Annotated in this window: 22 protein-coding genes; 13 read left to right on the top strand and 9 right to left on the bottom strand. The window is 72.2% G+C overall.

Annotated features, from left to right (window positions below):
- Position 1 precedes the first annotated feature (1 nt).
- On the bottom strand, positions 2–184 hold the full coding sequence (locus AB0H75_RS42780; RefSeq protein WP_367806341.1) for a hypothetical protein: 183 nt from the start codon (positions 182–184) through the stop codon (positions 2–4).
- A 46-nt stretch (positions 185–230) separates the two neighbouring features.
- Positions 231–2,228, bottom strand: coding sequence for a hypothetical protein (locus AB0H75_RS42785; RefSeq protein ID WP_367806343.1), 1,998 nt, complete (start codon positions 2,226–2,228; stop codon positions 231–233).
- Between the two features lie 275 nt (positions 2,229–2,503).
- Between AB0H75_RS42785 and AB0H75_RS42790 the strand changes: the two genes are divergently transcribed.
- The 9 genes from AB0H75_RS42790 (at position 2,504) to AB0H75_RS42830 (ending at position 13,380) form a co-directional block, all read left to right on the top strand.
- Complete coding sequence (locus AB0H75_RS42790; protein ID WP_367806345.1) at positions 2,504–3,841, top strand: YbhN family protein; 1,338 nt, start codon at positions 2,504–2,506, stop codon at positions 3,839–3,841.
- A complete protein-coding gene (locus AB0H75_RS42795; protein WP_367806347.1) occupies positions 3,838–3,999 on the top strand; it encodes a hypothetical protein in 162 nt (53 codons plus the stop codon). The genes AB0H75_RS42790 and AB0H75_RS42795 overlap by 4 nt, the downstream gene beginning before the upstream one ends.
- 78 nt (positions 4,000–4,077) lie before the next feature.
- Entirely contained in the window at positions 4,078–5,061 is a 984-nt protein-coding gene (locus AB0H75_RS42800) for a lysophospholipid acyltransferase family protein (RefSeq protein ID WP_367806349.1), read from the top strand.
- A 35-nt stretch (positions 5,062–5,096) separates the two neighbouring features.
- Positions 5,097–7,358 carry an MMPL family transporter gene (locus tag AB0H75_RS42805; RefSeq protein ID WP_367806351.1) on the top strand — a complete coding sequence of 754 codons (2,262 nt, stop codon included), beginning with the start codon at positions 5,097–5,099 and terminating at the stop codon, positions 7,356–7,358.
- Positions 7,359–7,470: 112 nt separating this feature from the next.
- Positions 7,471–9,693 carry a tetratricopeptide repeat protein gene (locus tag AB0H75_RS42810; protein ID WP_367806353.1) on the top strand — a complete coding sequence of 741 codons (2,223 nt, stop codon included), beginning with the start codon at positions 7,471–7,473 and terminating at the stop codon, positions 9,691–9,693.
- 37 nt (positions 9,694–9,730) lie between these two features.
- Positions 9,731–11,038: a hypothetical protein gene (locus AB0H75_RS42815; protein WP_367806355.1), complete on the top strand. Its 1,308-nt coding sequence runs from the start codon at positions 9,731–9,733 to the stop codon at positions 11,036–11,038.
- Positions 11,039–11,192: 154 nt separating this feature from the next.
- Positions 11,193–12,035 (top strand): alpha/beta fold hydrolase, encoded by an 843-nt coding sequence (locus AB0H75_RS42820; RefSeq protein WP_367806357.1) that lies wholly within the window; start codon positions 11,193–11,195, stop codon positions 12,033–12,035.
- 101 nt (positions 12,036–12,136) lie between these two features.
- A complete protein-coding gene (locus AB0H75_RS42825; protein ID WP_367806359.1) occupies positions 12,137–12,634 on the top strand; it encodes a MarR family winged helix-turn-helix transcriptional regulator in 498 nt (165 codons plus the stop codon).
- A 188-nt stretch (positions 12,635–12,822) separates the two neighbouring features.
- On the top strand, positions 12,823–13,380 hold the full coding sequence (locus AB0H75_RS42830; protein WP_367806361.1) for a dihydrofolate reductase family protein: 558 nt from the start codon (positions 12,823–12,825) through the stop codon (positions 13,378–13,380).
- Between the two features lie 708 nt (positions 13,381–14,088).
- Here the strand turns inward: AB0H75_RS42830 and AB0H75_RS42835 are convergent.
- The 3 genes from AB0H75_RS42835 to AB0H75_RS42845 all read right to left on the bottom strand — a co-directional run bounded on the left by AB0H75_RS42835 (position 14,089) and on the right by AB0H75_RS42845 (position 15,204).
- Positions 14,089–14,640 carry a flavin reductase family protein gene (locus tag AB0H75_RS42835; protein ID WP_367806363.1) on the bottom strand — a complete coding sequence of 184 codons (552 nt, stop codon included), beginning with the start codon at positions 14,638–14,640 and terminating at the stop codon, positions 14,089–14,091.
- A 72-nt stretch (positions 14,641–14,712) separates the two neighbouring features.
- Positions 14,713–14,970, bottom strand: coding sequence for a phosphopantetheine-binding protein (locus AB0H75_RS42840; RefSeq protein ID WP_367806365.1), 258 nt, complete (start codon positions 14,968–14,970; stop codon positions 14,713–14,715).
- A 15-nt stretch (positions 14,971–14,985) separates the two neighbouring features.
- The gene (locus tag AB0H75_RS42845; RefSeq protein ID WP_367806367.1) at positions 14,986–15,204 is read right to left on the bottom strand and encodes an MbtH family protein; all 219 of its coding nucleotides are present in this window, start codon (positions 15,202–15,204) and stop codon (positions 14,986–14,988) included.
- 307 nt (positions 15,205–15,511) lie between these two features.
- Here AB0H75_RS42845 and AB0H75_RS42850 point away from each other — a divergent pair, with 307 nt between their 5' ends.
- Positions 15,512–16,570, top strand: coding sequence for a MupA/Atu3671 family FMN-dependent luciferase-like monooxygenase (locus AB0H75_RS42850; protein WP_367806369.1), 1,059 nt, complete (start codon positions 15,512–15,514; stop codon positions 16,568–16,570).
- 96 nt (positions 16,571–16,666) lie between these two features.
- On the opposite strand, the gene AB0H75_RS42855 is transcribed toward AB0H75_RS42850, so the two are convergent.
- Positions 16,667–16,903 carry an acyl carrier protein gene (locus tag AB0H75_RS42855; protein ID WP_367806371.1) on the bottom strand — a complete coding sequence of 79 codons (237 nt, stop codon included), beginning with the start codon at positions 16,901–16,903 and terminating at the stop codon, positions 16,667–16,669.
- A gap of 261 nt (positions 16,904–17,164) precedes the next feature.
- Between AB0H75_RS42855 and AB0H75_RS42860 the strand changes: the two genes are divergently transcribed.
- The 3 genes from AB0H75_RS42860 to AB0H75_RS42870 are packed head-to-tail and all read left to right on the top strand — an operon-like array spanning position 17,165 to position 20,003.
- Complete coding sequence (locus AB0H75_RS42860; RefSeq protein ID WP_367806373.1) at positions 17,165–17,992, top strand: hypothetical protein; 828 nt, start codon at positions 17,165–17,167, stop codon at positions 17,990–17,992.
- Positions 17,989–19,179, top strand: coding sequence for a beta-ketoacyl synthase N-terminal-like domain-containing protein (locus AB0H75_RS42865; protein ID WP_367806375.1), 1,191 nt, complete (start codon positions 17,989–17,991; stop codon positions 19,177–19,179). The genes AB0H75_RS42860 and AB0H75_RS42865 overlap by 4 nt, the downstream gene beginning before the upstream one ends.
- Complete coding sequence (locus AB0H75_RS42870) at positions 19,176–20,003, top strand: enoyl-CoA hydratase/isomerase family protein (protein ID WP_367806377.1); 828 nt, start codon at positions 19,176–19,178, stop codon at positions 20,001–20,003. Before AB0H75_RS42865 ends, AB0H75_RS42870 begins: the two co-directional genes overlap by 4 nt.
- Positions 20,004–20,059: 56 nt before the next feature.
- Here AB0H75_RS42870 and AB0H75_RS42875 read toward each other — a convergent pair whose 3' ends face one another.
- The 3 genes from AB0H75_RS42875 to AB0H75_RS42885 are packed head-to-tail and all read right to left on the bottom strand — an operon-like array spanning position 20,060 to position 24,532.
- Positions 20,060–21,607, bottom strand: a complete 1,548-nt coding sequence (locus AB0H75_RS42875) for an SDR family oxidoreductase (RefSeq protein WP_367806379.1) — start codon at positions 21,605–21,607, stop codon at positions 20,060–20,062.
- Between the two features lie 35 nt (positions 21,608–21,642).
- Positions 21,643–23,433, bottom strand: a complete 1,791-nt coding sequence (locus AB0H75_RS42880) for a flavin-containing monooxygenase (RefSeq protein ID WP_367806381.1) — start codon at positions 23,431–23,433, stop codon at positions 21,643–21,645.
- 49 nt (positions 23,434–23,482) lie between these two features.
- Positions 23,483–24,532 (bottom strand): TauD/TfdA family dioxygenase, encoded by a 1,050-nt coding sequence (locus AB0H75_RS42885; RefSeq protein ID WP_367806383.1) that lies wholly within the window; start codon positions 24,530–24,532, stop codon positions 23,483–23,485.
- Positions 24,533–24,536: the final 4 nt, after the last annotated feature.

The following is a 24,536-nucleotide window of genomic DNA, read 5'->3' on the forward strand; positions in this document are numbered from 1 at the left end:
GTCAGGGGGCGCCGAATCCCACGCCGTCCGGCCCGACCACCGTGACCCGGCCCGGGTGGCCGGCGACCGCCGCCCTGGCCACGATCACCGCACCCGCGAGCCCTGCGCGGGCTGTCACGGCGTCCGCGCCGAGCGCCGCCATGGTGGGATCGGCGCGGGAGAACGAGATCGTGCGCCTGGTCAATGCCCGGCGGGCGAAGAAGCTCTTCGCCGCCGGGTGACGGGCAGGATCAGCGCTTGCGCTTCTTCCTGCGGCCCCGGGCTCCCGGCGGCCGGGTGGCGACGAGGCGCAGAGGGTGACGGGCGGTCCTGCGGAGCGGCTCGGCCACCAGCTCACGCAGCTCACGCAACCCCACGACATCGGGATGCCCCGAGGCCAGGATCGCCTCCACGAACTCGTACGCGTCCCCGCCCCCCATGCTCCTGAGCTGCTCGACCAGCCCTTCAGGCCCCGCGAGCTCCAGCATCGACAGGAAGTTCTCCGCCCCCATCAGCAGGTTCTCCCGCTCGCTCAACGCCTCGGGGCTCAGCTCCCCGGCATCGACGAGCTGGGACCACACGGCAGGCCCGAGGACCGGGTCGTGACGCAGGTCCCGCAGGAGCCGCCGTTCGGGTAGGGCGTCGGCCAGCACCCGCAACATCGCCCACGCCCGCGTACGGAACGGACAATCCCGTACAGCCTGCAACAACCCCTCGACGTCCTGCCCCGGGCGGGCCAGCCATCCCTGGAGCTCCACGACGGCGTCCTCCGGCGGGTAGTGCTGCGCGAGCACCCCGAGCAGCCCGGCCGGCGGCGCGGTGGCCAGCTCGCCGATGAGCGGAGCGTCGCGACCCTCGGCGAGGAGACGGTCGCGGACGCCCCGCACGCCGAGCGGAGTGAGCCGGACCAGCGGGAGCTCCGGCTCGGCGAGGGCGGCACGCAGGCGTTCGACCGCGTCCGGCGGCAGGGGCTGGTCCTCGTCGTCGAGATCGCTCGCGAAGAGAGGATCGGCGGGACCGCGCGAGAGCTCCACAGCCCCGAGCTCGGCCAGGACCTCGAACATGCGCCCCAGGTCCACGGCGGTCCCACGCCGCCGGAGGTCGCGCGGCCCCTCTTCCTCCTCGCCGAGAACGAAGTACTCCTGGCAGGCCAGCCACACCGTCTCCTCCAGCCGGACGACCGGCATCTCGGCCAGGCCGTACATGGAGTTGAGCACGTCCGGCAGGATCTCCTCGAAGACCTCGGCCAGGATCGGCTCGGGCCGCCACGTGGCGACGGGCACGGTCACCACCCGTCCCAGCTCCGGCAGCACCTCGAACGCCCGCCGCCACAACGCCTCCGGGTCCCGCAGCAGGGGCGCGGCCTTGGCCACGCGCAACAGCCGGCCCTTGCTGACACGGAGCAGCCGCACCTTCCTGGCCCAGGCGAGCAGCAGGTTGAGCTGCGGCAGATCCGTGGCGCTGCGGACCCGCAACCGCTCCTCGCCGGTGCCCAGCAGGGCCGACACCTCCCGAGCGTCGGCGACGCGCAGATTGCCCGCGCCGGTGAGAACGCGACCGTCCTCACCCACCCAGCCGGCCAGGGCGATGAGCCGCTGAACGATCCGGCTGCGCGCAGCGGCCTCCGTCAGCTCGGACGCGGGAGGCAGCGAGACCGGCGGCTGCGGGAAAGCGCGTTCTTCGCCGATGCCACCGTGCAGGAAGCGCTTCTCCACGATCTGGTCGAGCACCTGCTCGTCGTACGGAACGCGCCCGGCGTCGAGATCGCGCTTGAACCGCTCGAACGCCCCCGGGACGGTGAGATCGACGCCCTGCTCAAGAGCCGTGTGCGCCCAGAACGTCGCCAGCCCCCGCAACGTCGGATCGTCGAGCGCGGCCGCGTACTCCGCCCGCGCCCCCTCGATGATCCCCTCCGCCTCCGCGAGCGTGGCGCCGCGCGGATCGCGGAGCCCCGTGACGTCGAGATAGCGCAGGTACGTCCGCAGCACCTCCGGCGCTCGTTCGAGCTCCTCCCGCGCCGCTGTCACCGCGTACGGCACGTACCGCAGCAGGAAGAACCTGATGCCCGCCTCGTCCCAGTACGCCAGCCGGCCGTCCCGGCTCTCGTGCCGCGCGTCGACGGCGGCGGAGAGCAGCAGGTCATCCACCGGATGCCCGTGCTCCTCCGCCCAGGTGACACACCGCCGGATCAGCAGGTCCTTGGTGGCCTCGAACTCCTCGGCCTCGTCGGGCTCGAACCAGGTACGCATCCACCAAGCCTCCCACTCCTCCAGGCCACCGTCTCGCCTGTCGGCCAGGAGTCCTCCATCCACGGCGGAGGCGGATGCAAACGAAGAGTAGCGATTAAGTAACAGAGAGTTAGGAAAGGTGAGTGTCGGAGCCAATCCGGCGAAAGGAAGAGCATGCCTGCCCCTGCCGTGTACCGCCTCACCGACAACTTGGTCACCGCCGGGCCGCCGACGGTCGGGTCCGATGGTTCCTTGGTTCCCCATCCGAGACGCGGCGGCGAACGTTGATCGCGATCATGTACGGCGCCATCCGCAGAGCCAGGGCACGCGGCTCCGGCCGGGCGTGCCTGACGGTCATCGCCTCCCTGAGCGCGCCGGCTTTGCTGGTGGTCCTTCCCTATCTCATGGGTGTGGACTGGCAGGGGATCGGCCTGCGGTTCGCCCGGCTCAGCCTGCCCCATCTCCTGGGTCTCACGCTGCTGTGGCTGGGGGCGTGGTGGTCCTACGCGTTCGTGCTCGCCGCCTCGATGCCGGGGCTCACGCTCGGCCGCGCCTTCGTGCTGAACGCGGCCAATATCACGTTCTGTAATGTCCTGCCGTTCGGCTTCGCGGCGGGGACCGCCGCCACCTTCCCGATGGTCCGGGCGTGGGGCTATCGCAGCATGGCGATCCTGACGTCGGCGCTGGTGTCGGGGTTGTGGTCGGTTCTGGCGCGGCTCGCGCTGGCAGCCGCGGCACTCGGCGCGCTGCTGCCGCTCGGGGTCCTGCCCGGTGAAGACTGGGCGCGGCACGGCGTCATGATCGTGGTCTCCCTGGCGGCCATCGGTACGGCGACCGTGTTCGCCCTGCGATCGGAGCGCCCTGCGCGGACGGCTGACCGGTTCCTGAGCCGGACGACCGCGCGCCTCCTGCCCCGCTCGCGCGCGTCGGCGGCCACGTCGGAGGGCGCGCTGGTGGAGGTACGCAACACGGCGGTGAGCGTGCTGCGAACCGGCTGGCGTGGCCTCCTGGCGGGCATGCTGGGCCACTTCCTGCTCCAGGCGGGCCTGCTGGCCGGATGCCTGGCCGCCATGGGCGCGCACGTGGGCCCCGGGGAGACGCTCGCCGTGTTCGCGGTCAACCGCCTCCTGGCGACCGTGCCGCTCACCCCGGGCGGGTCGGGAGTCACCGAACTCGGCACCGCGGCGTTGCTGGTCTCCTTCGGAGTGCCCGCCGCTCCGGCGGCCGCGGGCACGCTGCTGTACTCCTTCTACACCTACGCCATCGACATCCCCGTCGGCGCCCTGGCATGGCTGGGCTACGCGCTCCGCCGCTCCCGCCGCAGGAACGGGACGTCCACCGCGAGCCCGCCCCCGCCTCTGCCCCCGTCCTGTCCTCCGCCCGGGCGGACGCGGCCACCTGCTCGCCGTCGAGATCGATCCCGAGCTGGCGCGTCACCTGTGTGCCACTCGTCCGTGGCTGCAGGTGGTCGCCGGAGACGCCGCCCGACTGACACGTCTGCTCCACGACGCTGGAGCCGGGCCCGTCGACGCCGTCGTCAGCGCCCTGCCGTGGACCCTGCCGACGCGGGCGCAGCGGCGGCGCGTCCTCGGCGAGATCCGGTCCGTCCGTCCCGGTGCCGGGCGGAAGCATGACGACGATCACGACCCTCACCGCCTGGCCGACCCCCTCGTGCCGGATGTTCTGCCGGGAACTGCACGAGGTCTTCAGCCACATCCAGGTGCTCGGACCGATCTGGCGCAACCTTCCGCCCGCCGTGGAGCTGCGCCGCCGGAGACACCGGACCGCCTGACCACGCTCACCACTGGTTCCGGCCGGACATCGGTCGTCGGTGCCGGGCCGAACCCACGTCGTTGCCATGGAGCCCGTCATGACCGATCTCGTCCCGCTCACCGCTCCCGCCCGTGTCCGCCCAGCGCTGTGGCCGCACCTCACGGCCGGCGGCGTGGTGACCAGGCGGGAGCCCGCGCATTCCGTCATACGTCCGGGTCCCCAGGTGGAGATCAACCCGTGGCTGCGTCTCGCGCCCTGCTCGGCGGCGACCTGCATCCCACCGGCGGCCCGCGCCGCCGGCCGAGCACGCCGTACGGCCCGCCTGTGCGCCGGGACGGCCGTGCTGCTGGCAGGGCTGTCCCTGTCCCCCGCCCTGCGCCTGGCCCCTCGGTCCTGGCGCGCGAGCGTCATCAGGAGCTGGGCCGGGCTGCTCCTGCGGGCGCTGGGCGTCACCGTACGGATCAGCGGACCCGGTACGGAATCCCCACCGCCGGCCGGGACGCCGGCAGCAGGCGGAGTGCCGGCAGCAGGCGGAGTGCTGGTGGCGGCCAACCACGTCTCCTGGCTCGACGCGCTGGTGGTGACGGCGACCCTGCCCGCACGCACGCTCGCCAAGCAGGAGATCGGCCGATGGCCGCTGGTCAGGACCCTGGCCGCCGTCAGCGGCACCGTGTTCATCGACAGAGAGCGGCTGTCCGCGCTGCCGGCCGCCATCGGCACGATCACGGAGGTGCTGCGCCAGGGCGACATGGTGGTCGCCTTCCCCGAGGGCACCACGTCCTGCGGGACCGACGTGGGCCCCTTCCGCCCCGCCGTCTTCCAGGCGGCCCTCGACGCGGGCGCGGCGGTGTGCCCGGCCACGCTTCGTTACTACGAAGGCGACACTCCCTCCACCCGCTGCGGGTGGGTCGGCGACGACTCCGTCCACGTCTCCCTCATGCGGGTGGTCGCCACCCGGCACCTACGCGCCGAGGTGAGGTTGTCCGCGCCGCTGGAGCCCGTCTCCCATGGACGGCCGCGGGAAAGGCGCGCCAGGCTGGCCAGAGCCGCCGAGAGCCAGGTACGCGCCGGTCTGGCATGAATCCACCCCCGAGCCCCCTCGGAAAGGACCTGCCCGTGCCGGGTACCTCGCTCGTGAGCGACGGCGGCACCGGCGGCCGGGCACGCCGCCGGTCGTGCTGGGCCGTGCTCTGCGTGGCCGTCGTCGCCTTCATCGCCGCCCTCCTGACCGGGCATGACGTGCACGACCGGCTCATCCTGGGCGACATCATCCCGACCGGATCAGCCTCGTTGGAGACCGACGCCGTCCTGCAGAGGGCCTTCGGCGCGGGCAACGCCGACTTCGTCGTCATCGCCCGCGCCTCACAGCCGGTGGACACTCCCAGCGTGGCCGCGGCCGGGTCACAGCTCACGGCCCGCTTCGCGCGCGACCCCGGCGTGCTCCAGGTCACCTCCTACTGGCAGCATCGCTCACCGATGCTGCGCAGCCGCGACGGGCGGGGCTCAGGGCTCCTGATCCACCTCAAGGGTGACAACGCGGAACGCAACAACACCGCCCGCCGCCTCATGCACGGCCTGAACGGCCGGTACGGCCCCCTGACCCTGGCCGCCACCGGCGAGGCTCAGGTCCGCGTCGAAACCCAGGACCGCAGCGAGAGGGACATCCGCACCGGCGAGCTGATCGCCGCCCCGCTGACCCTGGTCATCCTGCTGCTCGTGTTCGGCAGCCTCGTCGCCGCGCTGCTCCCGGTGCTGGTCGGCGCCTTCGCCGTGGTCGCCACCATGGCAGTGCTGCGCTTGCTGACCGAAGTCGTCGAGATCTCGGTGTTCGCCATGAGCATCACTACCGCTCTGGGCTTCGCCCTCGCCGTCGATTTCAGCCTGTTCATCGTCACCCGCTTCCGGGAGCAATTGGCCCTCGGCCTCGACGCCCACGCGGCCATCGCCGTGGCCATGCGCACCACCGGCCGGGCGATGGCCTACTCGGCGGCCACGGTGGCCCTGTCCATGACCGCGCTGCTGCTGTTCCCGTTCGACATGTTGCGTTCCTTCGCCATCGGGGGCATCACGATCAGCATCCTGTCGGCGACCGCCAGCCTCATCGTGCTGCCGGCCGTGCTGCTCCTGCTCGGGGAGCGGATCAACCGGCTCGCGGTGCCCGGCCCGTGGCGAGCAGACCGCGTCCGTGCCGAGCCGGTGGAGCGCGGGATGTGGTTCCGGCTGGCCATCGGCGTCACGCGTCGGCCGCTGTTCGTGGCCGTGCCCACCGCCGCGCTGCTGATCGCCCTGGGCAGCCCCTTCCTGCACGCCCGGTTCGGCACCCTCGACGACCGGGTCCTGCCGCCCCAGGCCCCCGCCGCCCGGTCCGCCCAGGCCCTGCGGCGGGACTTCACCGGGCAGGAAGGCGTCGCCGCCACCATGGCCCTCCTGCCCGACCTGCGCCTGACATCATCCGGCCCAGCCGACGACCGGGCCGCCGACCGGGCCGCCGATCGGGCCGCCGCGCGCCTGGCCGACTACGCCCGGCGCATGTCGGCCGCCGACGGCGTGCTCCGCGTGGACACGGCCACCGGCTCCTACACCCACGGCACCGCGACGGCCACCGCGATCGCCGGTGCCGCCGGCCGGCCCGCGGCGGCGGGGCGGTTCACCGGCACCGCCGGCACCTGGCTGCTGATCACCACCGCCGAGGAGCCCTACTCCGTGGAGAACAGCCAGATCGTCCAGCGCCTGCGTCGGCTGCCCGCCCCCGGCAAGGTGTCCTTCGCCGGCCCCGGAGCACAACTGGACGACATCCAGCACGGCATCGCCGGCACCCTCCCCCTGGCCCTGACCCTCGTCGCGATCACCACCTTCGTCATGGTGACCCTGCTGACCGGCAGCGTGGTCCTCGCTCTCAAGGCGCTGCTGATGAACGCCCTCAGCCTCACCGCCACCTTCGGCGTTCTGGTGTACGTCTTCCAGGAAGGGAACCTGCGCCGGCTGGTCGGCGACTTCACCGTCACCGGCAACATCGACGCCCTGATGCCGGCGCTCATCTTCTGCATCGCCTTCGGCCTGTCCATGGACTACGAGATCTTCCTGCTGTCCCGCATCACCGAGGAGTACCGGCGCACCGGCGACACCGTCACCGCCATCGCCTCCGGTCTGCAGCACACCGGACGGCTGTTCACCTCCGCGGCTGTCATCGTCGCCGTCGTCATGTCATCGATGGCCACCTCCAGCCTGGTCGTCCTGAAGATGATCGGAGTCGGCATCGCCCTGGCCGTCCTGGTGGACTGCACCCTCATCCGCACGCTCCTCGTCCCTGCGGTCATGCGGCTGGCAGGGCGCGCCAACTGGTGGGCGCCGTGGCCACTGCGGCCCGTACGCCCGTGACGGCGGAAGGCGCGGCCGGACAGGTGCCGGGACGACTCCCGCCGGGCAGGCTTGAAGCGTGCGGTTATGGCGTGCACGCCGGCCGGCGGGCCGGACCCGGAGGACCCTGCTGGTGGTCGCAGCGGGCCTGCTGGGGCTGGGGGTGGCCGGGTTCCTCGCCGACGTGTTGGGGCTGCCCCATGACGTGCTGGCGTTGCTGGACCAGCGTGCCAGCGTGATCAGCATGGTCGTCGGGCTCATCGGCCTGATCGTGCAGATTCGCCCGCTCGGCCGCGTGCCGGAGCCGCCCCCGCGGATGGTGGAGCTGCCCCGGCCGGCCGGCCGGCACTTCGTCGGCCGTGACCACGCCCTGCGGCAGCTCGCTGCCGCCATGCGCGACGAGGCGGGCGTGGTCAGTCTGGCGATCTGCGGCCTGGGCGGCGTCGGCAAGAGCGAGCTCGCCCTGCAGTACGCCCACGCGCACCGTGACGACTACGAGCTGATCTGGTGGATCCCCGCGGAGAGCACCGGCCGGGTCAGGAGCGGGCTGGCCGAGCTGGGGCGGGCCCTGGCCGCGGCCGTGACCTCCCGTGGCCAGGACGGGACGGCCCCGATGACACCTCTGGCGGAGCAGGACGCGTTCGCGTACGCGTTGGCCTGGCTGGCCGGGCACCGCAGGTGGCTGCTGGTATTCGACAACGTCGAGGACCCGCACGAGCTGGACCCCTATCTGGGGCGGCTGGAACGGGGACATGTGCTGATCACCTCCCGGCGATCGACCGGCTGGGACGCCACCAGCGGCCGGATCCCGCTGCCCGAACTGTCCGCGCAGGAGGCCGTGACGCTGCTCACCGACCTGATCGGCACCACGGACCCGGAGACGGCGCACCTGGAGAGCCTGGCCGACGAGCTGGGGTTCCTGCCGCTGGCCCTGGTGCAGGCCGGCGGCTACATCGCCGGGACTCCCGGCATGACGGTGGCCGGCTACCGGCGTCTGCTGGCCGCGGCGCCCGGCCGGATGCACGCCGCCTCGCCGCCCGGGCAGAGCGAGGCCGGCGAGGCCGATCGGCACGTGATCGCCCGCGTGTGGCAGGTCACCCGGCACACCCTGGCCGCCCGCGACCCGCTGACCGTCGAACTGCTGGGCCTGCTGGCCTGCTACGCCTCCGCCGACCTGCCCATGAGCGCGCTCGGCACCTCGGTGGAGGTGGCCGAGTCCGTCGCCCTGCTCGCCTCCTACAGCATGATCACTCTCACCCGGCCGGAACGGGCCCGTCCCGGCGACACGCTCGAACACCCCCTGGTCGGCGTGCACCGCCTGGTCCACGCCGTCATCCGGGCCGAGCTCACTGACGAGCACCGCCACGCGCTGCGCGAACGGGCCGCCCGGCTGCTCGAAGCCGCCCTGCCGGCCGACCCGGAGGACATCGGCTCCTGGCCGCTGTTCGCCCGGTTCCTGCCCCATGTCCGCACCGTCCTGGCCCCCGACTCGGCCGGGACGCTCCAGGCGATCCGGTACCTGGCCGCCAGCGGCGACCCGCGTACCGCACACGCCTGGCAACGTGACCGGCACGCCGCCCTGCACGCCGCCCTCGGCCCCCGGCATCCCGACACCCTCGCCGCTCGCCACGACCTCGCCGGCCACCGGGGAGGCGCGGGCGATGCCCGAGCGGCGCGCGAGGAGTTCGCCGCGCTCCTGCCCCTCCAGGAAGGCGTCCACGGCCCGGACCATCCCCGCGTGCTGGCCACCCGGCATGCCCTCGCCCTGTGGACGGGGCAGGCCGGCGACCCCGCGGCGGCCCGTGACGGCGCCGCGGCGCTCCTGCCGGTCCGCGAACGCGTCCTGGGACCCGAACACCCCGACACCCTGGGCACCCGTCATGACCTCGCCTACTGGACCGGCCAGGCGGGCGACCCGGAAGCGGCGCGCGACCAACTCCTGGGGCTGCTGCCCGTCAGCGAGCGCGTCCTCGGGCCCGAGCACCCGCAGACGCTTGGCAGCAGGCACGTGCTCGCGGTCCTGCTCGGCAAGCTGGGAGACGCGCCGGCGGCCCGCGAGCAGTTCGCCGCCCTGATCCGGATCCGTGAGCGCGTCCAGGGACCCGACCACCCGGCCACCCTGAACGCACGGCACGAGCTGGCCCGCTGGACGGGCGAGGCCGGCGACGCGGCATCGGCGCGCGAGCAGTTCGCCGCGCTGCTGCCGGTCCGGCGGCGGGTGCAGGGGCCCGGCCATCCCGACACCCTCATCGCCCGCGACGCGCTGGCGTACTGGAAGCGGCGCGCCGGCCTCGGTGCTTCCACGCCGGCGGAGCGGATGCCCTTCCGGCGACAGCACGGACGGGAGGAAGGGTGACCGTGCCGGGATCGGGCGCGCGCCGGCCTGGGGACGGGTGCGTGCGCTGCGGCTCACCGGCGCCCGCGTCACCGGCAGGCTCGACCTCCGCGGCGCGGTCATCGGCTGCGCCCTGGATCTGACCGAGTGCTTCCTGGACAGCGAACTCGACCTCACGCCGGCCTCGGTGGAGAGCGTGAGCCTGAACGGGTGCCGGCTGCCGGAGCTGTCGGCCGAAGTGCTGCGCGCGCGGACGTTCATGATGCGCGACGCCCTGGTCGAAGGCGACGTGTGGATCCAGGGCAGCCACATCGACCTGGACATCGACCTGGACCGCACCCGGGTCGGCGGCCCGCTCGACGCCAACCTGGTCGTCCTCGGCGGCGACTTCAACGGCCGCAACGGGCCCCGGCACGAAGAACCACCCGGCCCGGGACTCGTCGTGGGAGGCTCGCTCAACTTCGCCGGCGCCCAGGTGAACGGGATCGACTTGTTCGCCGCGCAGGCCGGTGAGGGCATCTGGTTGCAGCGGGCCACCGTCGGCCATCTCTGCGTCGCCTCCTGCGCGGTGAACGGCCGGATCAGCCTGCGAGCCGGCACCGTCACCGGGGAGCTCGACCTGGCGGGAGCTCTGGTGCGGGCCGCATCCGCGGACGAGGTGATGATCGACCTGTCCGATGCCCAGGTCGGCAAGGCCGTCCTGACCCCCGCGCCGCGCAGCGTGGGCCGGGTGTCGCTGCGCAACGCCAGGCTCGGGACGTTGCGGGACCTGTCGCAGGACGCGCCGAGAACGGAGCTCGACGGCGCCGTCTACGAACGGCTGCAACCGCTGCCCCCGCGTTCGGCCCGCCAGCGGCTGGCCTGGCTGCGGCGCGGCGGCGACATCTACGCGCCGCACCCGTACGAGCAGCTCGCCGCCGCCTACCGCGCCTGCGGCCTGAACCGGGAAGCCGGCCAGGTGATGCGCGAGAAGCTCCGCCGAGCCGCGGCCGGGCAGGGCCTGGCCCAGCGGATGTGGGGCCGGGTCCAGGACCTCGTCCTCGGTTACGGCTACCAGCCGTGGCGTGCGGCCATCGGCGTCACCGTCCTGCTCGCCCTCGGCACGCTGTACTTCTCCACCGTCCGGTGCGGCGCCGCCCCGGCCGGGGCCGAAGGGCTCTGCCCGGTCAAGCTCGACGAACATCCCACGTGGGACCCCTTCCTGTACACGCTCGACCTGCTCATCCCGCTGGTGAGCCTGGGCCACGACACCGCCTGGGACCCTGTCGGCCCGGCAAAAGCCGTCGCCCTGGCCCTCACGGTGGCGGGCTGGGTGCTCGCCACCACGATCGCCGCCGCGGCGGCACGCACGATCAACCGCCCGTAGGTCTCGAACGGGTCCGAAGAACGACGAGGTGCCGCCCGTCCGCGGAACCGGCCGGACGTGCCGCACATCACCACGTAGGCGATTATCTCGCGCGCGATTTAAGCGTGTACAGTCATGCTCGTCAGCAAGGAACCGCCCCGACCAGGAGAAACCGATGTCCTACATCACCGTCGGCACCGAGAACACCACCCCCATCGAGCTCTATTACGAGGACCACGGCTCCGGCCGGCCGGTTGTCCTGATCCACGGCTACCCCCTCAGCGGCCACTCCTGGGAGAAGCAGACCGCGGCCCTGCTGGAGGCGGGCCACCGGGTGATCACCTACGACCGGCGCGGGTTCGGCCGGTCGAGCCGGCCGACCAAGGGCTACGACTACGACACGTTCGCCGCCGACCTCGACATCGTGCTGCGCACGCTCGACCTGCGCGACGTCGTGCTCGCCGGGTTCTCCATGGGCAGCGGCGAGGTCGCCCGCTACGTCGGCACGTACGGCACGGCGCGCCTCGCCAAGGTGGCCTTCCTCGCCTCGCTTCAGCCCTTCCTGCTCAAGACCGACGACAACCCCACCGGCGTGGACCAGTCGGTCTTCGACGGCATCCTGGCCGCGGCGACCGCCGACCGGTACGCCTACTTCGACACCTTCTACGCGGACTTCTACAACACCGACGAGAACCTCGGCACCCGCCTCAGCGAGGCGGCGCTCCGGAGCAGCTGGAACGTCGCGGCGGGCGCCTCGGCCCACGCCTCCACGGCGGCGGTGCCGACCTGGATCACCGACTTCCGCGCCGACGTGGCCGCCGTCGCCGCCTCCGGCCTGCCCGCGCTCATCGTGCACGGCACGGCGGACCGCATCCTGCCGATCGACGCCACGGCCCGCCAGTTCCGCAGGCAGCTGCCCGGGGCCATGTACGTCGAGATCGAGGGCGCCCCGCACGGCCTGCTGTGGACGCACGCCGCCGAGGTGAACGAGGCGCTGCTGTCCTTCCTGAAGGGCTGAGCCAGGCCCGTGGGGCGGTGGCGGTCACCGGTTGCCGCCGCCGCCCATATACCTCGTGCGCGTCCAAATCGCAGGCGTAGGAGGGGAGGTAGGATGAGATCATGGCCGCGACCGAGCCTCGTCCGGCGAGCTCTCACCAGTCCAGCCCGCTGTCTCCCATGCTCTGCTTCGACCTGTACGCCGCCTCGCGGGGGATCACCGCCGTCTATCGCGGCCTGCTGGAGCCGCTGGGCCTGACCTACCCGCAGTATCTGGTGCTGGTGCTGCTGTGGCAGCACGAGAGCCGGACGGTCCGCGAGCTGGGCGAGGAGCTGCGGCTCGACTACAACACCCTGTCCCCGCTGCTCAAACGCCTGGAGGCGCACGGCCTGCTGAGCCGGCGACGCCGCCCGGACGACGAGCGTTCCGTGGAGGTCACGCTCACCGCCGAGGGGCGCGCGATGCAGGACCGGTGCCGGCACGTCCCGGCCGCCATCAGCCAGGCCCTGGGCATCGACGACGAGACCATCGCCGAGCTGCAACACGCGATCCGCCGCATCACGGCCTCCACCACCGCCTACGCCGCGGCGCCTCCCGGCCGAGCCGGCCGAGCCGGCTGAGGGCCGAGGCGGTCGCGAGGGCGGCTCGGGCGTGCTGATGGTCCGTACCTGGGTGGATCGTCGTGTTATGGCGCGCGTCAGGACGGTGGGAGGAGGATCTTAAGAGTTCGGTAAGCCAGGTGCGCGAGGCTGTCAGCACATCGAGAAACGGCCGGGCCGGACAGCCCCCACCTTGGAGGAACATCATCATGAGGACGATCGCCGCGAGCCTGTTCATCTCCCTCGACGGTGTCGTGGAGGAGCCCGGCAACTGGCACTTCCCCTACTTCAACGACGAGATGGGCGCCGCCGTGGCCGCCCAGTCGGCCGACACCCTGCTCCTGGGCCGCAAGACCTACGACAGCTTCGCCGGAGCGTGGCCGGCCATCGAGGCGGAAGGCGGCGAGGACGCCGGCTACGCCAAGACCCTGGGTGACGCCCGCAAGATCGTGGTCTCACGCCAGGCCCTGGAGTTCACCTGGCGCAACTCCGAGCTGCTGCGCGGCGACCTGATCGAGGCCGTCACCGCGCTGAAGAACGAGCCGGGCGGCCGGATCGCCATGAGCGGCTCCATCTCCGTGATCCGCCAGCTCCTGCAGGCCGGGCTGCTGGACGAGCTGCACCTGCTGGTCCACCCCATCGCCGTCCGCAAGGGCCAGCGCCTGTTCGACGAGGCGGACCAGCCCGTCCCCCTGGAGCTGGTCAAGTCCGAGACCTTCACCACGGGCGTGCTCTACCTGGTCTACCGCCCCGCCAAAGCCTCCTAGAACGACACGGCGAGTGGCGCGCCGGCGAGCTCGGGATCGACGCGCTCAATGCCGTGATCGTGCATGGCGTTGGCCGTAGTACAGCGGGCGGTGCACAAGCCCGCCCGTGCGGGGCCAATCGCGGCGGCGATGGCCTCGGCCACCTCGGCCGCGAAGCGGATGCGGCCAGCCGCCGGGCTGCCACGGGCCTCGGCGCGGTGGTGGGTGACCTCCGGCAGGGATGGTGGGTGCAGGAGCCGTGGCCGCCGTGTACCTCCACCCTCCGAGCTCGGCGTCGATCGCACGCCGGGCGGCAGCGCCGGCAGCGGCGGCGAAGTCGGCCACGATGGAGCGGATCTCCGCGACGGTCGTCTCGCGGGGCACGGCGCCCGGCCTGGGCCCGTTCGGAGTGAAGGTCGAGCCGGGGAGTGCCGGCGGCGTGGTCACCTCATCGGTGATCAGCCTGGCGGATGCGCGCCGGGCGTAGTACGTCGCCATGATCGGCTCGGGGATGTCGGCGGCCGACGCGTGATCGCGGGTCAGCGATGCCGTCATCAGCCGGTTGAGCAGGTGCAAGGCGCCGGGCCTGGCGGGTCCGAACAGGCGGGAGGTCGACGCTGTACTCGGCAATGGTCATCGTCCGATCTCTCGTGTTCCGCGGCAGTGACGGCTGTGCTCCCGGGCGTCGATGTCACGCCTCATGCGCGCTGCTCCTTCTACGGTCCCCTCCTACGGTCCGCTCGGGACTCCCGAAGGGTCGACATCGTGGTCCACGAAGTGGCCGAACCGGCCTTTCCGGTAGAGCAGCGGCTGGCTCTCCTGGTCGACCTCGGCGGAGACCACCTCGCCCACCAGCAACAGATGATCGCCTATCTGCAGGACCCCGCCGCCCGTGGCGCGCGAGGAGCAGACGAGACGGGCCGCCGAGCCCTTGACGAGGGGCAGGCCGGAGATCTCGGAGGGGTACCAGAAGTCGGCCGGTTCGAATCGATCGAACCCTTTGGCCGCGAACCTGCGAGCGACATCGGCCTGGTGGCCGGCAAGAATGTTGACCGCGAAGAACGGAGCCACCCTCAGCAGGCGCAGCGTCGCGGAATTGCCGTCGACATAGAACGAGACGAGCGGCGGCGCCAGGCTGACCGACGTGAATGACGTCACCGTCAGCCCGGCCAGGGATCCGCCCACCCGGGTGGTGATCACCACCACGCCGGCGGCCTGGTTCGCCAGCGCCGTGCGGAAGTCCTCCGGGGCGATCGGATGGGATGTACGAGCCTCGTCCATGGTTCCCTGGCCGATGGTCGGACACGGGCTACTCGCGTCGCCCGTGTTTCGTCTTCTGGATGGGGCGGCGGGTCAGGCGGCCTCACCGGCCAGGGCGCGCAGGGCGTCGCTGAGGTCGCTGAGCACGGGGTTCTTGAGGATGACGCCGGTGATCCTGGGCAGGCCGAGCTCCTCGCGCAGCGCCTGCCCGAGGCGGATCGCGACGATGGAGTTGCCGCCGGCGGCCAGGAAGTCGTCGCCGAGGCCGATGTCGGGGTTTCCCAGGAGCTTGCGCACATTGGCGACCACCAACTCGTCCATGGCGTTGCGGAACTCACCCTCGGCGGTCACGCGCCCATCACCTCGCTACCGCGGCTCATCGGCCATCTCCCTTATCAGACTGGCCGGGCGCATGTCCGTCCAGTTCGCGGAAACGTATTCCAGGCAGCTCTGGCGGGTGTCCTCACCGTGCACGACCGTCCAGCCGGCGGGCACCGCCGCGACCGCGGGCCACAGCGAGTGCTGGTTCTCGGCGTTGACGAGGACCACGTACGCGCCTTCTTCGTCTTCGAACGGACTGGCCACGGCTCTCCTTTATAAGGACCCCGATCATGAGCACTCCGACTATAAGCACCCCTACGCCGGTGCCGGAAACCCTTGCCGACGGCACGACGGCACCCGGCGGGCCGCAGCACGTGTCGCGCCTGTCTCGCCAGCGAGACAAGACCCCGCGCCCGGGATCACCGGGGAGCCACGGGTCGATTGATGTCCGGCGCCGCGCGCATCTAGGGTCGCGCATACCGCTCCAGCACGGCGCCGGATATCCGCACCGGACCGACCGGACAAACGCACTCTCGCGCGTGGCACCGTGAAAATCCAGGGGGAAAGCAGAATGGATATCAGCCTCTTCTACTTCGCGAACGACAGCGGTGCCGCCGAGGACGACCGGTACCGCCTGCTGCTCGACGGCGCCCGTTTCGCCGACGAGAACGGGCTCCACGCCGTGTGGACCCCGGAGCGCCATTTCCATCCCTTCGGGGGGACCTATCCGAATCCCTCGGTGACCGGCGCGGCGATCGCCTCGATCACCGACCGCGTCGGGATCAGGGCCGGAAGCGTCGTGGCGCCGCTGCACCACCCGTTGCGCATCGCCGAGGAATGGTCGGTGGTGGACAACATCTCCCGCGGCCGCGCCGGGATCTCGTTCGCCTCCGGATGGCACGCCACCGACTTCGCGCTGAACCCGTCGGCCTACGCGGATCGCCGGGCGGAGATGTTCGAGCGGGTCGAGCAGGTGCGGGCGCTGTGGCGCGGGGAACCCGTCGAGGTCGCCGACGGCAAGGGGAACCCGACGAAGGTGCGCTCGTTCCCGCCCCCGGTGCAGGCCGAGCTGCCCGTGTGGATCAGCAGCGTCGGGGACGTCGAGACCTTCCGGAGCGCGGGCCGGATCGGCGCCGGGATCCTCACCCACCTGCTCGGGCAGAGCGTCGAGCAGGTCGGCGAGAAGATCGCCGAGTACCGGAAGGCCGCGGCGGAGGCCGGTCCGGCCGGCTGGCGGGGACATGTCGTGGTGATGGTGCACACGTTCCTCGGCGAGGACACCGAGGCCGTCCGGGAGGTGGTCAGGCCGCCGCTGACGGACTATCTGCGCAGTTCCCTCGGCCTGATCCTGGCGTCGGACCTCAGCACCGAGAGCCTGGGGGCCGACGAGATCGACCTGCTGGTCGAGCGCTCCTTCGAGCACTACTTCGACAACGTCGGGCTGCTCGGCTCGGTCGCCAAGGGCGAGCAGGTCGTCGCGCGCCTCGCCGAGCTCGGCGTGGACGAGATCGCCTGCCTCATCGACTTCGGCCTGCCCACGGACGAGGTCCTGTCGGGCCTGGCGTATCTCAAGCAGCTGAACGATGTGTGCGGCTCCAGGGACGCGAACCACCGGATCGCGACGGGATGAGGCCGGGCCGCGCCGGCGCGGCAGCGCCCGGGCCCTGCTCGGGCGTCTCGCCGGCGAGACGCCCGAGCCGGCCGGGGGCGGCCGGCGGGCGCGATGTCAGACCTGGGCCCCGGCCTGCAGGAGCTCGATGTGCCGCCACAACTCGCCGACGGTGGTGAACCGGTGGATGTCCTCGATCTCGACCCCGAACTCGGCCTCGGCATTGACGATGACATCCAGCAGCTTCAGCGAATCGATATTGAGGTCCGCTTCGAATGTCTGCGTCTCGTCGATGACAACAGATTCCGGAAGCTCGCCGACCGACCTGACAATTTCCTCGAACTTCTTGTTCATGCGGTCACCCCTCGCAGAACAGCGTACAACACGCTGAACACCTGGTTATCGATTACTTTCGGATCCTAATTGCGGGCCCGAGAAAGGGTCAACGATTCGATCCGCCCCCTCCGCGCGGGCCGCCGGGCATTGACGTGACGCCCTCCCCCGCTGGGAATGTTGATTTTCGGCACCGAATAAAGGAAGGCCAGCCGCCGTGCAAATAGACACACATTCAGCGAGGTCCGCGAGCCGGCGCGGGACAGGCCGCGAGGTCTCGTCGTGACCATGACCTTCCGCGTGGACCAGGTACAGATCTACGCCGCGGACCGCGGGGACGGCGAGCAGCCGCTGCCGGAGGCCGAGGACATCGAGAGGGTGGTCGGCACCGCGGGTGACCGGTTCCGTGACTCGTTCACCCGCCTGTGTCTCTACGCGGCCCGCAGCTCGGACGCGGCCGCCGAGCGCCCGCGCGACACGGTGATCGTCGGCACCGAGTACGGCAACGCCCAGGCCCTCGCCGGCCTCCAACGTGACGCGCCGCGCCTGGGCCGGCGCCTGTCGCCCCAGGCTTTCCCGCAAGCCATCTCCGGCGCGGCGGCGGCCTCCGTCGCCATGGCCACCGGCGCGACCGGCGCCAACCTCACTCTGGGCGCACACCTCCTGACCCCGGTCATGGCGTTCTGGCAGGCTCACGCGACGCTGGACCGGTCGCCGGGCTCGGTGTGCCGGCTGCTGGTCGGGGACATGTACTCGGCGGAGACGCGGGCGGACGCGCTGCGGCACGAGCCCGAGCTGGGCTGCCGGTCCGGTATCGCGCACGCCGTGCTCGCCCGCGGCGACGAGTTCTCCGCCGTCTTCGATTTCCGTCCCGCCACGGCCGCGGACCCGCCGGGTCACCGCGTCCACGGTGCGTGCGCGGGAGACGCCGCGGATCCGGCGGAGCGCAACGGAGCGTTCGCCCTGGGCCGTTTCCTGCGGCGGATCCTGGACCTTCCCGTCGGCGACACGGCGGTCCTGGAGTGCCGGAAGTCGCCGGCACAGCGCGCGGCGGTGCGCGTGACCCGCATGTCCGACCACACCACCGATCCGGGACGGAGCGAACGGTGAGCCCCTCCACATCACGCATCTTCGTCACCGGGATGGGCGTCATCGCGCCGAGCGGCCCGGGCCTCGACGCGTTCTGGCGCACGTTGTGCGATGCCGAGCCCTGCTTCACGGAGCTCAGCCCGCACTACGACGGCATGAGACCCGGCACGCTCGGCGGCCGGGTGCCGGCCGCGGCGGCCGAAGCGGCCCGGGCCAGGGCCTGGCGGGCCGGCGTCCCGTTCGCGGGAACCGCCTCCGCCTACGCGGTCTCCTGCGCGCTGGACGCGCTCGCCGACGCGGGGCTGGCGCCGGACGACCCGCTGCTGGGCTCCGCCATGGTGTGCGTCGGGACCAGCGACGGGCAGGCCGACCAGTTCGAGGCCGCCGTCGCCGGGACCGGGGACACCAAGGACGCGCGGATCTCCAGCTACTCGGTCGCCGAAGCCGTCGCCCTCGCCGTGGGGACGTCAGGCCCGGCGTTCGTCGTGCAGAACACCTGCGCCTCGGCCAACGTCGCCCTGTCCTGCGGGGTGGACATGATCCAGGCGGGCGTCTGCGACGTCGCCGTGGTCGGCGGCGCGGACGCCTATTCGATGAAGAACATCATCGGGTTCAACAGCATCCAGGCCATCGGTCCCGAGCCGTGCCGCCCGTTCGCCGCCGGGCGGCGGTTCGTCACCCCGTCCGAGGGGGCGGGGATACTCGTGTTGCAGAGCGAGCGGTCGCTGCGCGAGGGCGTGACCCCGTGGGCGGAGCTCCTGTCCGTGGCCGTGGGCAACGACGCGAGCCATCCCACCGCGCTCAATCCCGTGGGCGTGGCGGCCTGCCACGAAGCCGCCCTGGCCCGGGCCGGGATCCGCCCCGAGGACATCGACGTCATCTACGCGCACGGGACCGGCAGCGTCATCAACGACGAGGTGGAAGGGAAGCTCTTCACCTCCCGCTATCCCCAGGCCGCGGTCACCGCGATCAAGGGCACGGTGGGGCACCTCATGGGAGCGGCCGGCGCGGCCGGGGCGGTCGCCTCCTGCCTCACGCTCCGCCACGGCGTGGTCCCGCCGACCGCGACCGACGCCGACCGCGTCGAGTTCGGCCTGAACCTCGTCACCGGGACAGCCCGCACGGCCGACGTCCGCCACGTCCAGAACAACGCCTTCGGCTTCGGCGGCAACAACGCGATCAGTATTTTCCGGGCGGTCCGGCCATGACCGCCGCCCGCGACCTCACCGGCCCGGCCGGCCCGCCGTTGGGCGACGCGCCTCCGCTGCGCCTGTCCTTCGACGGCCCGCTCGCGGTGCTGACCATCGACCGGCCCCCGGAGAACGTCTTCGACCGCACCATGCTCGACTGCTGGCGTCGCGCGACGGACTGGCTCACGCGGAACCCGCCCCGCGCGCTGCTGATCAACGCCCACGGGCGGGTGGTCAGCACCGGGCTCGACGTCACGATCCTCGACGAGCTGTCGCGGCACGGCGCGGAGCGGTTCTGGGCGGAGCAGCTGGGCACCGTCAGGGCGCTGGAGGAGCTGCCGTGCCCGACGGTCTTCGCCGCGCACGGGCTGACCCTCACCGCCGCCTTCGAGATCGCCCTGACCTGCGACTTCGTCCTCGCGACGAGGACGGCCCGGTTCGGCCTCGTCGAGCGTCGCGTCGCGTTCGTCCCCTCGATGGGCGGCCTCCAGCGGCTGGCCGCGCGGGCCGGGCGCAGCCGCGCCGCCCAGCTCGTGATGACCGGTGACTTCTACCGCGCGAGCACGCTCGCCGACTGGGGAGTGGTCGACGCGCTGTTCGATCCGGCCGCCTTCGCCGACCAGGCGCGCGCGTACGCGATGCGGCTGGCCCACGGCCCCACCCGGGCGCACGCGGCGACGAAGAGGGTGCTGGCCGCTGTCCGGGACGGTGGGGTCGCGGAGGCCGACGCGGTGCAACCGCGGATCAGCGGGGCGGTGGCCCGGACCGAGGACCACCACCGCGCCGTCCGGGCGTTCCTCGCGCAGGGGCCGCTGCACGAGACGGTCTACTTCGGACGCTGAGACCGGCTCGGGACCGGCCGGGTGATCCCCGGCCGCGGCCGGCGGCCAGTACGGAGTCAGCCGCCGGTCGTCGCCTTCCCCAGCGACCGGATGTACCCGGCCACGTCCTGGGGCGTCGAGATCGCCGCCGCGTCGACGGCCTTCGACACGGCCGGCTCGCCCTCGGCGGAGAAGCGGGGGAACCGCTGCGGGAGGTCGATCCCCGGCACTGTCGCGAGCTCGCCTGCCACGGCGGCGACCCACACGTCGTCGACGTCCAGGCGGCTCACCGCCAGGTGCCACTCGCGGTCGTCCATCGGCTCGACCGCGTGCCCCGCCTCGCGCAGGCCGGCGACGAAGTCGCGCGTGCCGCACACCCGGTTCGGGACGGCGTTGACGAAGCGGCAGCCCGGTTCCTCCCGCGGCTGCGCGAGATCGAGGACGACGTGCGCCACCACGTCGGCGGGCAGCGCCTGGAGCAGCTCGTTGCCGGGCAGGTCGTAGCTGGCCGGGTAGCGCCCGGTCAGCAGGATGGACCTGGTCCAGCTCCACACGGCGTCGTTCGGCTGGATCTGGTACGCGCGGCGGTCACCGAAGACGCCGGGGACGCGCACGACCGACACGGAGGCCCCCAGCTCGGCGGCGCGGCCGAAGTACGCCTCGGCGACCGCCTTCGAGCGGCCGTACCCGTCGTGGTCCGGGGGCAGCGCGACCACGGGTCCGGCGGCGATCTCGGTCCCCGGCGGGTGGTGCGCCGGGGAGAGCACGCCCTTGGTGGAGACGAAGGTCACCGGCTTGCGGCGCCCGGTCACGGCGAGCTCCAGGATCGCCGCGGCGCTGTGCGCGTTGGCGTCGGCGAGCATGGCGTAGGGCAGGACGTGGTTGACCCACGCCGCGCAGTGCACGATCTGTCCCGCGCTCCGCGCCAGCTCGTCGTAGGCGGCACGGTCGAGGCCGAGTGCCGGCTTCACGAGGTCGCCGGCCACGATGTCGAGCCCGGCCGCGTAGTCGTCCCGCCAGAGGCCGAGCCGCTTCAGGTGCCCGTCGATGAGCGCGCCGCGCCGCGCCGTACCGCCCCGGAGCAGGACGGTGACCCGGCGGCCGCGCGCGAGCAGGTCGGCCAGCACGAAGGCGCCGACGAAGCCGGACGCGCCGGTGAGGAACACCGGCGCGTCGGCGTCGCTCGCGCGACCGGCGGAGGTGGCGACGAAGGCGTCCGCCGAGCGGCCGGCGGAGGTGGCGGCCGGGGGCGGCGCGGGAGCTGGAGTGATCCGGCGCAGCCGCGCGGTGATCTCGGCGTGGACGGCCGCGTTGTCCGCGCCGGCGGGCGCGGCCGGGCCGGCGTCGTCGAGCACGGCCGGGGCCGGAGACGGGGCCGGAGACGGGGCCGGGGCCGGGACCAGGGGCTGGGTGTCGAGGCGCGCGGCCAGCCCCGCCGGTGTCGGGTCCTTGAGGAAGTCCCGCAGGGTCAGCTCCACTTCGAGCTCGGCGCGGATCCGGCCGACGAGCCGGTTCGCCGCCGCGAAATCCCCGCCGATCCGGAGGAAGTGGTCGCCGGGCCCGACGTCCGGAACACCGAGGACGTCCGCGAACAAGACCCTGATGGCCTCGGCCTGGTGGGGCACTTTCCCAGGACCCCCCTCATGCGCGGCGGAGGCGGTCAGCGGAACTCCAGGCCGGTGAACTCCCGGGCGTCACGCCACTCCTGGAGGATCCGGAAGAACGTCATCACGTCAGGGCTCAGATAGTCCTGGAAGAGGGAGAACGCGCCGAGCCCCCCTCCCTCGTTGTTGACGTAGCCAGGGGTGCAGTCGGAGGTCAGGAACGAGGCCCATCCCTCGTCCACGCCCACGTTCTGCATCCAGTCGTCCTCCGCCTGCCGCGTGACCTCGACGACGCCGATGCCCTCGCTGACCGCGTGCGCGATGACCGTCGCGACGGTCTGGGCGGACTCCATCAGGATGTGCGAGACGTTGGAGAACCTCATCGCCCCCGTGGCCGGCTGCACGAGGAACGCGTTCGGGAACCCGTGCACGTGGATGCTGTGCATGGTACGCATGCCGTCGGCCCAGTACTCCGAGAGCCGCGCGCCGTCGCGGCCGACGGCGTCGAACCCGACCCGCCGGGTCGGCGCGGTGTTGACCTCGAACCCGGACGCGAAAATGACGCAGTCGACCTCGTACTCGACGCCGGCGACGACGACCCCCCGCTCCGTGATCCGCTCGGGCCCCTTGCCGTCGGTGTCGACCAGGTGCACGGTCGGCACGTTGAAGGCGTCCAGGAACTCGTCATGGAACGTGATCCGCTTGCACGGGAGGTGGTACCAGGGCTTGAGGAGCTCAGCGGTCCGCGGGTCCCTCACCGTCGCGTCGATGCGGGCGTGGAGCTCGTCCATCTTCCTGAGGTCGGCGAACAGTTCGCCGCTGACCCCTTCGGGCGCGTCCGGGTCCGTGCTCGGCCCCTCGCCCCCGGAGTCGCGCATCAGCCGGGCCAGCGTGGTCCAGCTGTCGTCGACCAGGTCCTCCCGCGGCGACACGGCCGCGGTCATGTTGTCCGCGTAGTTCTCCAGCCAGCGCCGCTGCCAGCCCGGCGTGGCGATCCGGGCGAACCACTCCGGGTCGATCGGGCGGTTGTTGCGCACCTCGACCGCGGACGGGGTGCGCTGGAAGACGAACAGCTCCTGGCACGCCGTCGCCAGCTCCGGAACGGCCTGCACCGCGGTGGCGCCGGTCCCGATGATCGCCACGCGCTTGTCCCGCAGGTTGTCCAGCGGCCCGCCGTCAGGGTCACCGGTGTAGGCGTAGTCCCATCGGCTCGTGTGGAACATGTGCCCCGCGAACGTCTCGACGCCGGGGACCCCCGGCAGCTTCGGCACCGACAGGTGGCCGAGCCCGTAGCTCACGAACTGCGCGGTGAACTCGTCGCCGCGGTCGGTGCGCACCGTCCATCGCCGGGCCGTCTCGTCCCATTCCAGATCGGTCACCCGGGTGTGGAAGAGTCCCTTGTCATACAGGTCGTAGTGCTTGGCGATGCGCCGGCAGTGCTCGAAGATCTCCTCGCCGGAGGAGTACCACTCGGTGGGCATGTACCCGGTCTCCTCCAGTAACGGCAGGTAGATCAGGGACGCGACGTCGCACCGGACCCCCGGATACCGGTTCCAGTACCAGGTCCCGCCGACATCCCCGCCGCTCTCGACGATCCGGACGTCGGTGACCCCCGCCTCCTTCAGGCGCGCGCCGGTGATCAGGCCGGCGAAGCCCGCGCCGATCACCGCGACCGTGACGTGGTCGCGGACCGGCTCGCGCTCGATCCGCTCGGTGAACGGGTCCGCGGCCAGGTGCGTGTGCTCCTCGCTGAGCAGCACGTACTGCGCCGTGCCGTCCGGCCGCTTCCGCTTGGCCCGCTCTGCGGCGTGGATCTCCAGGATCTTCGGGATGTCGGGCTGGAACATCGGGGGTCCCTCCTCTGACTGCGTTTCTCCGGACCGCGCTCCGCGGAGGTCAGCGCCCATCGGTGCCACCGGTCATGTCGCCCAGCGCCACGACGATCTTCCGCGGCCCGGTGAACGGGCTGCGCGAGTGCGCGACCAGCATGTTGTCGATGACGAGGACGTCGCCCTCGTGCCAGGTGAACGCGACCGCCTCCCGGTCCATCAGCTCCCTGACCTCGGCCACCACGGCGTCGTCGATGACGCCGCCGTCACCCCAGAAGACGTTGCGGGGCATGCCGTCCTCGCCGCCCAGCTCGGCCAGCGACGAGCGGGTCTCCGGGTCCAGCGCCGACGGGTGGTGCAGCGCCAGCTGGTTGAAGAACACCCTCTCGCCGGTCGTCGGGTGACGCAGGACGGCGTCGGCCTGGCGCGAGGTCCGCAGGTCGCCCTCCGGCGTCCACTCGAAGCTCGTCCCCTCCTCTGCGCACTTCCGCTCGACCTCGGCGGGGTCGTCGGTGCCGTAGAACCGCGACCAGCTGACGTCCACGCCCTCGATGAAGTTGCGGACGTAGCGGAGCTTCCTGGTGGCGAACTCCTCGGCCAGCTCCGGCCGCATCCGGTCGAGGACCGTCCGGCAGTCCACGATCGGCGTCTGGCCTCCGGTCAGCGGGGCGACGACGCAGGAGAAGAACTGGCGCATCGGCCACCGCGGCAGGTGGGAGCTCTCGTTGTGGAAGAGGATCGAGAGGTCCTCCGGGTACGGGGTCGACTTGTATACGCGGTCCGACTCGCCCTCCTTCGGGAGGTCGCCGTACTCGCGGAAGAGGGTGTCGCACAACGCCGAGGCGGCCTGGTCGAACTTCTCCACCGAGCCGCCGTGGAAGCCCCGGAGCAGGACCGCGCCGTGCCGCAGCAGCAGGGCCTCGACCTTCTCACGGTTCTCGCGCAGCCAGCCGGGCAGATCGGCCCCGGGGCCGGCCGGCGTGATGACGGCGGGCGCCGACGGCGCCTCCGGCAGGAACCCGAAGGTCACCGCGTCCCCGCTGGGGGCCGGCACCGATCGGCGGGTCGCGCCCCGGAGGGAACGCGGCCCCGGCAACGCCGCAGTCGCTTCGTTCATGTGG

It is taken from the genome of Nonomuraea sp. NPDC050783, assembly GCF_040802095.1.
Classification (GTDB): Bacteria; Actinomycetota; Actinomycetes; order Streptosporangiales; family Streptosporangiaceae; genus Nonomuraea.

Bases quoted from the DNA above. Each gene is read 5' to 3' on its own strand.
- AB0H75_RS42830 (WP_367806361.1), top strand. From the start codon at position 12,823: ATGAGGACGATCGCCGCGAGCCTGTTCATCTCCCTCGACGGTGTCGTG.
- AB0H75_RS42800 (WP_367806349.1), top strand. From the start codon at position 4,078: ATGACCGATCTCGTCCCGCTCACCGCTCCCGCCCGTGTCCGCCCAGCG.
- AB0H75_RS42790 (WP_367806345.1), top strand. From the start codon at position 2,504: ATGTACGGCGCCATCCGCAGAGCCAGGGCACGCGGCTCCGGCCGGGCG.
- AB0H75_RS42880 (WP_367806381.1), bottom strand. From the start codon at position 23,433: ATGTTCCAGCCCGACATCCCGAAGATCCTGGAGATCCACGCCGCAGAG.
- AB0H75_RS42855 (WP_367806371.1), bottom strand. From the start codon at position 16,903: ATGAACAAGAAGTTCGAGGAAATTGTCAGGTCGGTCGGCGAGCTTCCG.
- AB0H75_RS42825 (WP_367806359.1), top strand. From the start codon at position 12,137: ATGGCCGCGACCGAGCCTCGTCCGGCGAGCTCTCACCAGTCCAGCCCG.
- AB0H75_RS42795 (WP_367806347.1), top strand. From the start codon at position 3,838: ATGACGACGATCACGACCCTCACCGCCTGGCCGACCCCCTCGTGCCGG.
- AB0H75_RS42820 (WP_367806357.1), top strand. From the start codon at position 11,193: ATGTCCTACATCACCGTCGGCACCGAGAACACCACCCCCATCGAGCTC.
- AB0H75_RS42835 (WP_367806363.1), bottom strand. From the start codon at position 14,640: ATGGACGAGGCTCGTACATCCCATCCGATCGCCCCGGAGGACTTCCGC.
- AB0H75_RS42850 (WP_367806369.1), top strand. From the start codon at position 15,512: ATGGATATCAGCCTCTTCTACTTCGCGAACGACAGCGGTGCCGCCGAG.
- AB0H75_RS42870 (WP_367806377.1), top strand. From the start codon at position 19,176: ATGACCGCCGCCCGCGACCTCACCGGCCCGGCCGGCCCGCCGTTGGGC.
- AB0H75_RS42885 (WP_367806383.1), bottom strand. From the start codon at position 24,532: ATGAACGAAGCGACTGCGGCGTTGCCGGGGCCGCGTTCCCTCCGGGGC.
- AB0H75_RS42785 (WP_367806343.1), bottom strand. From the start codon at position 2,228: ATGCGTACCTGGTTCGAGCCCGACGAGGCCGAGGAGTTCGAGGCCACC.